Origin of the sequence: Oscillibacter sp. (assembly GCF_032018205.1) — a bacterium.
Lineage (GTDB): Bacteria > Bacillota > Clostridia > Oscillospirales > Oscillospiraceae > Oscillibacter.
In genome coordinates, this window is record NZ_DALZOY010000017.1 from 45,757 (window position 1) to 54,127 (window position 8,371).

Below are 8,371 nucleotides of genomic sequence, written 5' to 3' on the forward strand. Positions count from 1 at the left end.
GAAGCTGTGCGCCCATGAAAAACGGAATTGCCGCCGGAGCCAACCAGTCCAGTGTGACAGATTTTCCGTTTTTCAGCTCCAGCGCATATTCCTGATGCCCGGTGAGCTTGTCAAAATCGCGTTGGTTCTTATCCTCGTCTCCGCCCCCAGTGACCCACCCTGCACCGGAAGCCAGTATGCCTGCGGCCATCAGAGCGGAGCCTGTCATACCGGACGCGATATGGTCGATGCCTTGTGTGAGTTTTGTCGTGTCCCCGCTCTTTGCCCCTCGAATGGTGTCAATCACGCCCATCACCGCGCCAACAGGGGAGTATTCCACGCCGCGCATTAGAATGTTCGCCGGGGTCTTCTTAAACGGGAGAACACCCTCCACAACATACCCGGCGGCCCGCTTGAACTTATTATCACTGCTTCGCAGCCCGTTGAGACTAGACACCGCTTCACTAAGCGCGTTCGTGTCGTTAAATGTGTTCCGCAGAGCCTCCTGCGCGGCATAGCTTCTGGCCCGGTTTAAAAGTCCGGGGTCTGCGTTGGAAAGGGACTGCACGCCGTTTGCCTTCAGGTATCCGGCAAGGCTCTGAGTGTAGATAAACTTCTTTGCAATCGTATCTTCCGCTTCCAGCAATGCGCCGTTGATTTCGGACGCTTTATTGATCGCTCCCCCGACGCCCCTGTCTTTAAACGCTTTTTGTTCCGATTCAATGTTGTAAAGAGATGTTTGCCCCTCGGCAAATTTGCTCCCGTGGGACAGGAAAGCCTTTGCGTTCGTCCAATCCGCGCGACTCTCCCTTGCAAGCTGACTCACGGGAGAGACGCCGCTGATGGATTTTGTGCGCTCGTATTTCCCCCCACTAACCGCGCTTGCTATCGCGTCGGCAACACCGCCCACGCGGTTTTTTGCAGCCACCGGGACTTGAAAGAACGTGTTTCCCAGGATATTTCTGATGTGTGTCCGGGGGTTCCCCAGCATGGCCAGATACCGGATCGCGTCAAATTTTGCAGTGAAGGTTCCGGGGACCTGCTCCGCAACGTGCTTGAAAATATTTTCAGCCGCGCCATCTCGCGCCGCGTCGTCCTCCGCGTCCACAAAAGCCTCCACGTCCTCCGGATCAATTTCAATGGTGGTGTCGTGCTTTTGGTTAAATGAATCCACCGCTTTTTGAATGGACACAAGTTGCCCCTCCGGACTGAGTTTGCGGAAAATCGCCTGAGCCTGCATAGCCTGTGCGGCAGTCGTTGAGTTTCGGGTGTACAGTGACAGCAGTTCGGACACATTTGCGGTGTTGCCACTGTGCATAGCCAGAATCAATAGCTGTTGCCCCAGCGTCGTATTATCCTTGGAAGCCACATTGGATTCAACGCTTGCGCGGTACTGCTCCAACGCTCCATCAAAAGTTTTTTCGCGGATGGCATTCTGGGCTTTTGCAACGGCCTTTTCGTCCGTAATCGTATCGAATGCCAGCGTTCCGTTTGCGATTTGACTCTCGATCATGCGCACATCAGCGCCGTCAATCGCCTGCGCCCCCATGACGGTCTTCGCACTTTCCGGAACATTGCGGCCCTCAAAGTTAGTTTTCGGAACATCTACCACGCGGGCAGCGTTGGCCCCGTCATCGTGGAAGTTCGCGGCGTCGGTCTGATTTTGCAGTTGGGAATACGGATCAAAACCGGCCTGCGCACTTCCCAAACTGCCGTCGGCCCAACTCGTATCGCCCATAGGCTGGGGCGCGTCTATGAATTTCCCGTTTTCAAGACGCTTTTTGCCTGTAAATATGTCCAAAAGAATATCATTCTTGACATTTGCGTTTGAACTGGGTATACTATTTGTAGCGGAAACCACAGGATCAGGAGGCGTCTCGGACGTAAGCTGCGGGGATTGATTTTCCACGTTCAGCGCCTGAGTGGGATTTCCGCTATTTTCTTTTACATACATCGTGGTAATTTCCATTGTCCCACGGCTGCTGTTATCAAACTGCACCGTAATAACGCGTCCGTTTTGTAATGCTTTGCTGAATATAACACCTTGCTTTCCGGGATTTTTCCCGGATTTTTTAATTTCCCCCGGGATAATAGAATCAGGAGCCGAAATCACTTCCGGGAGAGCGTCAATAGCCCATTGCTCAATCGGCAGATTCCCCCGCTTTGCCTCCAATTCGGCATTTCCGTGATGGTCAAAAATGTGCTTCACGTCGTCGTTCGTAACAATAACATTTCTTTCCCCCACAGAATATCCGAGAATATTGGCTACCTGTGATCTGGACCCTTCCGAGAGTTTACCTAAATACAGCTTTTCAAGCTTTTCTCCTTGATGGCTTTTACGTCCATTTTTCCACTTGTTGAAAAATTCGGATACGCTCGTATCAAAACCAGCTACTAAATTTCGGAACGACTTTCCCTCGTGCCTAATCGCCGTAGCTTCCGAAGTATCATAATTCGTCTTTGCCGATTCCGCTCCAGTGCCGGCCCTTTTTTTACCTGCCAGTACATCCACAAAAAGTTGCGTGACAGCGTCGTTGGGTGCGGCAGCCAAACCACCCGCTGGGGTGCTTTGCGCCGTTCCTGCGGCTTCCTGCGTAGCATTCCCGCGCTTCTGCGTTGCAATCTCTACGCCAGACCCGGCAAGGCCCAAAATGCCTCCCACCAGAGACTCTTGCAGAATCTGCCCGGCATCCCACTCCGGTGTTTCGCCCAGTGTGGCTGCTCTCAAGAGCGGGTCCAGAATCCCCGCCACCGTTTCTTCCGATGCTTCGCTGAGCGCGGACAGCGAAGCCCGTCCTGCGGCGCTCCCTGTCAATTTGGCCGTCGCTTTTTCAAGGGCCTTATCCAACACGCCCGCGCCAAACATTTTCTTAAACGGGGCTGCTACGTTAAACATTTTCTCCGTACCCACCTGGAGGGCGGCGTTGCTGAGACCATAGGCCACCTGCTGCCCAAAGGATGCCCCGCTTTGCCGTGCGTCCTGCGTGCTGCCGCCAAAGGCGCGCGCGGCCATGGGAATCAGCGCACTGCCGCCGGTAAGCGCCGCCATCCCAACGTCCGCCGCCATCTGCGTCCCGGCCACGCCCACATCCACAGCCAGCCGCCCAATCTTGCCCATACCTTCTTTCGCGCGTTCCACATCCTGCATTCCGGAGGCGGTGACGTCACCGGCAAAATCTCTGGCGGCATCCGTGGCCTTTTGCTGAACACCTCCCTGAACAACCCTGTTCATAGCATCGTATTTTCTACGGGCATCCGCAAGAATGTTTCTCTGTGCTTGCAGGTCCACCTCGCCCCACGCGCCGGGACTGCGGGCGTTTTCAGTCTGCATGTCAGAAAGCTCCCGCTGCGCACGGTAAAGGGCGGTTTTATACTCGTTCAGGGTTTGCTGATTCCCCGCGCTCCGAGCATTTTGCCCGGATTGGTACAGCACGCCTGTCATGTCCATAAGACCTCCCGCCGTAGACTTCAACGCACCGCTCACCGTGTCAGCGATGCGGCTTGTGCGGGTCTGCTTTGACAAATCGCGAATCAGCATTCGCGTCACGGGATCGTTGGGGCGAGGGTCGCTGTTTCGCATTTCCTCTTGGACAGACACCGGCTTTTTCTTTGCGGTCGCCGTATCAAACGCATATATTTTGCCGCTATTATTAAATTTAATGTCAAGCTTTGCCATATGTCCCTCCGGTTATATTGAAATACCGATTTCTGCGCAATACTTTCTGAGATCAGATTGCTGCTCGGCATTCAGGTTGTCCCAATTCGCCGCAATGTACGAAGCCGCGCTATCGTTCTTACCGGCGGCCTTATACGTGGTAATAGTCCGTTTCAGCCCGTTATAATTAGCAACATTCATTCCCCCGGTCGAACCACCCGCATTTAGCTTGTAGTTATACCACGCCTGATCTGCCCCCAACGTGCCAGCGGCTTTGGTGGATGCAGCCCCCCAGTATCCGTCCGAAGTAACACCATAGTAGTTTTGCAGCTGCTTGATCTGAGAGGTGCTCAGCCCTCCGTTATCATACGACACAGCATCGCCGCCACCGCTATTGGATGCTTTCTTGACCGACGTAGCCGACACGGTCCCATTGGATTGCCCTTGTACCGCTGCCAATTTCATACTGAGCGCATCGGCAGAAGAAATTCCAGCAGTGGTCAGCGTGGCTGCGTCCGGCATTACTCCTTGGCTCAACATGGACGCGGCCAGATTGTACGCATACTTCTGCGCGTCGCTTTGCTTGCTATATTCAAATTCCTGCTGCCACTGGTTCTGGCTATCTGCGTACTGCTGCAATTGCGTCTGGTACTGCGTTTCCCAGTTATTCTGCGCTTGCTGCGCCGCCTGCGCCGCCACCTGAGCATCCGCTTGCCGCACATACTCCTGATAAAGCGCCTGCGCAAGCTGAGCATTGCCGCTGGCCTGTGCCTGATTGATGGCGGAGTCGTACTGAGACTTTAATTTTTGCGCCGCCAGCGCGTTTTCGCTCAGTGCATCCGCCTCACCCGTGCTGATGGACGAAAGATTTTTTTGCAGCACCGACGAATTAGCAAGCGCCGCCTGCCCAGAAGTGCCCGTATTCAGCCCACGGGTCGCCGCGTATTCGTTAAAAGACTGCTTTGCAATCTCGTTCTGTGCCGCAGCATCGTTTCGTGCAGCACCATACGTCTGTGGAATTTTTGCCGCCTGCGCCGACAAATCTGCCGTGTTCTGATCGTAAGTACTTTTCAGCGCCGCCAACTGGGATGCTGTCTGTGCAGCATACAGGTCTTTTAAATACTGCGTGTAGTCACTTCCCGCAGAAGACGTTCCAGATGAGCTTTGCGTGCTACTAGAGGATGAACTGCCGCCCCCGCTAGAGCTTCCCCCGCCTCCCAGACTTTCTGCGCTGTAATACGTGCCGTCAACGACAACGCCGGGGCTGTCTGAAGTTTTTGTGCCACTCTTTGCATACCCGTCACTATCGTACGACACTGAATACTGCCCTTGCTGGACAGTTTGTCCGGCTTTCGATGTGTCGCGGGACATGTCAGGACCATTTGTTTTTGCCATTGTCTCCACCTCTCTTGAAAATAAGGGCGGGGCAGTGCCCCGCCCTGTTCGGCTTTACGTATTTACTGGGCAATGCGCCTCTCCCTCTGTCAGACCTTCCCCGCCATCTTGATAATCAGCAGTTCCACGGCCCGCTTTGTCCAGTCCCCGGTCTTCCAGCGGTCGGGGCTGTCGATTACTCCGGCGCCCACCAGCTTGTCCACGGCCTTATCCAGCTTGGAGGCCTCCTTATACCCCGGCCAGCCGGACACGGCCTTCTCAGCCCCGCTGCGGCTGTCCCAGCGCGTCCTGACGGCCCGCACATCCACATGGGTGAAGGTCTGATACACTCCGATGCCTCCGGCCTTGGGCTGCAAAAACTCTGCGTACTGCGCCACTGCCAGCGGCGGCACGCCGGAAATGGTGATGTCCGCCGCCATGCCCAGCAGGTGCTGGGACTTCGGAGCGCCGCCCTGCTTAGTGTTCCACGCCGCCGTCCGGTAGGCGCTGTTGATGGTGACGGGTTTTCCGAAATGATCCCGGATTTTCTGGAGCAGCGCCACCAGCTCGTCGGAAATCAGCACAATGTCGCTGCCGTCGTGGCAGGCGAACTCCGCCACGGTGAAATTCGCGGACAGCTTCACGCCGCCGCTTGTCCTCTTGGAATAGTTCTTAACGCTCACGCCTTGACCTCCGGCAGCCCCGCCACGCTGGTCAGCAGGGACAGCGCTCCCGCCAGCACGGACGCGGATACCACCATGCGCCAGTCTACCGCGCCCAGCACCGCCGCCGTGCCGATGGTTGCCACCGCCGTCTGCGCCACGGTCTTCACCGCACGCACACCTGCTGCCTTTGCCCAAACTTTCCAGTTTTTCATATGTACCTCCTTACCGAATGCCGCCAACGGCAGTCTGAAGCAGAAAGCCGAGCAGCATCCAAACCTTGTTTTTGATATGCTCCATGCAGATTTCCTCGCCCATTTTTTCATCGTAGTTCTCCGCGCTGACGCATTCGGAGCTTTCGACGATGGCGAACCCGTTTCGTAGCACGGCCCGGACCACCGTACACTTGCCGCCCAGCGTCATGGTGTCGTGAGAAGCAATGAAATCATCAACCATCTGTTGGCTGATGGACGGAGCATCCGTTTTCAGATTAGGGTTACGCGCCAGCGGCAGATAGGCTTCCTCGAATACTTCCTTCGGGGACCAGCTTTCGTAGCCGTCGGCATAGCGGACACGGTAGCCGGATTCCAAGTTCATTGATCTGGGATACGGGCCAGATACGGGATAGATTTTCCCATCTGCGCGATATGCAGGCTCCGCCTGAATCATTTTTGTTCCGATATACTGTTCCATAATCAAAATCCTTTCTTTCTGGGGCGGAGCACAGGCCCCGCCCCGTCCTCATTACTCCCTGTCGGGCCGTTTGATCGGCTCGCCGGGAATAACTTCCCCATCCACCACCACGCCGGGACTGTGGCTCGTCAGCACCGCCTTTGTGGCGTACCCCAGCTCGTCATAGGTGATTGCAAAGCAGCCCTGCTGCACGGTCTGGCCCGCGTGTTCGGGCTTTCTGCTCATGTCGGGATTGTTCATAATGTACCTCCAAAAATATATTTTCTGCCGCCCTTGCGGCTGGATTACAACTATTTATCTCCGGTCAGCTTGTCCCCCGCGCTGTCCACGGCCTTTTTCCCAGCCTCCAGCGCGGATACCAGCCACCCCGGAACCGGCGCACCGAATGTCACGGCGTGCTCCGCGAGACTGCCCAGCTCCCCGATGATGTACCACACAATTACCAACGGCGCCAGAAGCACGGAATACTCAAATGGCAACGTAATGCCGGGAATATTTGCGACAACCAGCCCGATCAGCCAGTCCGCCACCAGCGTCACTACCACAATCACCACCTCGCCGCCCTTGTGCCACGCACCGGCCCGCAGCTTCGCGCTGCTCCACTTCCCTTTCTTAAAGGCCGCCGCGCTGCCGATCAGCCAGTCCAGCAGCATCATGCCCACCCAGACCACCACCAGCCACCCGAACCAGCCCCAAAAGGCCGTCAGCGCCGCCAGAATTGCGGCAATCGCCGCTTTTGTATTTAACAACGCATTGTGTTCCATTCCCAATTCCCTCTTATTTCAAAAAGTATTGCGGCCTCTTGCCGCCTCTGACGGCGTGCCGCATCCAGTCCAGCAAGATAATCGCGCCAACGGCTTCTCGTCCTGTCATCAGCTCACCACCAAGTAGCATCCACTCTTTTCCAGCATAAATTGTATAGAGGAGGTGCATTAATGGATCATCTTTCCATAGGCATGCAAGCGCCTGACTTTACCGCAGTCACAACATTTGGCCCTATAAAAATGTCTGACTTCAAGGGTAAATGGCTAGTTTTTTTCTCGCATCCCGGCGACTTTACGCCAGTTTGTACCACTGAATTCATTGCTTTTTCAGAAGCACAACAGCAGTTTGCAGATAAGAACACTCAGCTTTTAGGATTGAGCATCGACAGCAATCCATCTCATCTTGCCTGGGTGTACGCGATATACCTGACCACTGGCGTTCAGGTTCCTTTCCCGGTTGTGGCCGACCGCATGGGGGATATTGCTCGAATGTATGGGATGATTGCCCCAGACGTCAGCAAGCAAGAAACCGTACGTAATGTGTTTATTATCGACCCCGATCAGAAAATCCGCGCTATTTTGATCTATCCCCTTACAAATGGCAGGAGTATTCCCGAAATTCTTCGTCTGGTCACAGCTTTGCAAACCAGTGACCAATACCATGTAGTTACGCCAGCAAACTGGCAACCCGGACAGCCTGTTCTAGTCCCTCCACCTCAAACTTATGACGCTCTGCTTTCTCGCCAGAATAATCCACAGAGCGAGGGACTTACCTGTAGAGACTGGTTTTTGTGCGGCAAGGAGCTTCCCGAAAGTTCCGATCATAACTAACCTATTCCGCCCCACTTCGGGGCGGAATTTTTATATTCCTTACAGTATTAACTCCCTCGCAAATAGTATCGCGGCCTCTCTCCGCCCCGGACGGCATACCGCATCCAGTCCAGCCCCACAATCACCGGCCCGGCGGCAAGGCACCACAGGGCCGTAAACTGCGGGCAGACCTGCCCCAGCAGATTCCCCGGCAAATGGGAGTAGTCCCAGACACGCCACCCCAGCCAGAGGTTCAGGACGCGCCCGGCCACGAACTCCGCCGCTGTGATGGCGAGGCCGCACAGGATGGCTTGTGTCCAAATCGGACACCGCCACGGTAGCTCCGCGCCCATCCGCTCCATGACGAGGCCCAGCAGCAGCGCCAGCACCAGCATGGTCCAGCTAATCCCCTCGGGATGGCCACGCGCGGTCTT

General features: G+C 55.5%; 9 protein-coding genes. 1 reads left to right on the forward strand and 8 read right to left on the reverse strand.

Annotated elements, in window-relative coordinates; genetic code table 11:
• The 7 genes from RTU96_RS12580 to RTU96_RS12610 all read right to left on the reverse strand — a co-directional run.
• Positions 1 to 3,559, reverse strand: a 3,559-nt coding sequence (locus tag RTU96_RS12580; protein WP_312636966.1) for a hypothetical protein, incomplete at its 3' end; no start/stop codon positions are given.
• A gap of 108 nt (positions 3,560 to 3,667) precedes the next feature.
• Positions 3,668 to 5,029: a hypothetical protein gene (locus tag RTU96_RS12585; protein WP_312636967.1), complete on the reverse strand. Its 1,362-nt coding sequence runs from the start codon at positions 5,027 to 5,029 to the stop codon at positions 3,668 to 3,670.
• Positions 5,030 to 5,118: 89 nt separating this feature from the next.
• Positions 5,119 to 5,691: a D-Ala-D-Ala carboxypeptidase family metallohydrolase gene (locus tag RTU96_RS12590; RefSeq protein WP_312636968.1), complete on the reverse strand. Its 573-nt coding sequence runs from the start codon at positions 5,689 to 5,691 to the stop codon at positions 5,119 to 5,121.
• Positions 5,688 to 5,885, reverse strand: coding sequence for a holin (locus RTU96_RS12595; protein WP_312636969.1), 198 nt, complete (start codon positions 5,883 to 5,885; stop codon positions 5,688 to 5,690). Before RTU96_RS12595 ends, RTU96_RS12590 begins: the two co-directional genes overlap by 4 nt.
• A 10-nt stretch (positions 5,886 to 5,895) precedes the next feature.
• A complete protein-coding gene (locus tag RTU96_RS12600) occupies positions 5,896 to 6,363 on the reverse strand; it encodes a Gp49 family protein (RefSeq protein WP_312636970.1) in 468 nt (155 codons plus the stop codon).
• Positions 6,364 to 6,414: 51 nt separating this feature from the next.
• Entirely contained in the window at positions 6,415 to 6,603 is a 189-nt protein-coding gene (locus RTU96_RS12605) for a hypothetical protein (RefSeq protein ID WP_293009537.1), read from the reverse strand.
• A gap of 50 nt (positions 6,604 to 6,653) precedes the next feature.
• Entirely contained in the window at positions 6,654 to 7,127 is a 474-nt protein-coding gene (locus RTU96_RS12610) for a holin family protein (protein WP_293009538.1), read from the reverse strand.
• Between the two features lie 171 nt (positions 7,128 to 7,298).
• On the opposite strand from RTU96_RS12610, the gene RTU96_RS12615 reads away from it, so the two are divergent.
• Positions 7,299 to 7,958, forward strand: coding sequence for a peroxiredoxin (locus tag RTU96_RS12615; protein WP_293009539.1), 660 nt, complete (start codon positions 7,299 to 7,301; stop codon positions 7,956 to 7,958).
• A gap of 47 nt (positions 7,959 to 8,005) precedes the next feature.
• Here the strand turns inward: RTU96_RS12615 and RTU96_RS12620 are convergent.
• A partial coding sequence (locus RTU96_RS12620; RefSeq protein ID WP_312636971.1) for a putative ABC transporter permease occupies positions 8,006 to 8,371 on the reverse strand: 366 nt, incomplete at its 5' end.

Excerpts from the sequence above, each read along its gene's own strand:
- RTU96_RS12585 (WP_312636967.1), bottom strand. The coding sequence starts at position 5,029 with ATGGCAAAAACAAATGGTCCTGACATGTCCCGCGACACATCGAAAGCC.
- RTU96_RS12595 (WP_312636969.1), bottom strand. The coding sequence starts at position 5,885 with ATGAAAAACTGGAAAGTTTGGGCAAAGGCAGCAGGTGTGCGTGCGGTG.
- RTU96_RS12600 (WP_312636970.1), bottom strand. The coding sequence starts at position 6,363 with ATGGAACAGTATATCGGAACAAAAATGATTCAGGCGGAGCCTGCATAT.
- RTU96_RS12605 (WP_293009537.1), bottom strand. The coding sequence starts at position 6,603 with ATGAACAATCCCGACATGAGCAGAAAGCCCGAACACGCGGGCCAGACC.
- RTU96_RS12610 (WP_293009538.1), bottom strand. The coding sequence starts at position 7,127 with ATGGAACACAATGCGTTGTTAAATACAAAAGCGGCGATTGCCGCAATT.
- RTU96_RS12615 (WP_293009539.1), top strand. The coding sequence starts at position 7,299 with ATGGATCATCTTTCCATAGGCATGCAAGCGCCTGACTTTACCGCAGTC.